This window comes from Runella sp. R0.1_18, from assembly GCF_057652155.1.
On sequence record NZ_JBYFCK010000081.1, the window covers coordinates 1 to 747 of the forward strand.

1 protein-coding gene is annotated in these 747 nt (G+C 34.4%); it reads left to right on the forward strand.

The window, feature by feature from the left end; translation table 11 throughout:
- Positions 1-341: 341 nt before the first annotated feature.
- Entirely contained in the window at positions 342-683 is a 342-nt protein-coding gene (locus tag AC23P2_RS31130; RefSeq protein ID WP_487776795.1) for a hypothetical protein, read from the forward strand.
- Positions 684-747 lie beyond the last annotated feature (64 nt).

Below are 747 nucleotides of genomic sequence, written 5' to 3' on the forward strand. Positions count from 1 at the left end.
GATCAATTTTAAGTTTAAATTAGACTCAAAATTAACCTTTTTAGCAAAATATAGCTACCGAAGGTTTTGTTCAACATCGGTTTGTGGCAAGTGGGGGCTGACGGAAGTAATTGAGCATTGAGAATCCTTTTGTACTTTTGTTTCGGCGGACGGAAACCTATTGGACTTTTGTAAGTAACTCAACATCAGTAATTTATTTAGGCAGACGTTCGGGCAGATGAGTTTCAAAATCCCCCACCTGACCACAAGCCCTGTTCGTTGGTGGCTACCGCAAGAGAAAATACCATCAAACATTGATGAACATATCAAACAATTTTGTAAAAACTCAAAACACCAAAAAAATGACAAAGCAATTTCTTATTACTTTATTCCTAACTTTTAGTTTGGTAAGTTTTACCTCAGTTGCTCAAACTGACTTTTACGTAATAAAATCAGAGGTATGTGTTCCAAATAATTTATTGGATTTGACACTACCACCGACATTGATTCATTTTGTGCAGGTTAATAATTATAATCCAAATAGTGGGGACTCATGGTTAGCAATGCAAAAATTCATTAAATCATCTATGGAAAGTTTTAAGAATGACAGAAAAAGCAGAGCAGATGAAATGTATATAATTTTCTTAACAAAATATCCTATAAATAGCAGAAGGCTTATGTATTGTGATGGGGTAACTGTTTAGGTACGCTATTTGCATAGATGAGATTATGGAAGAGTTGATTAAAGAAATATCGGACTTGAAGGCG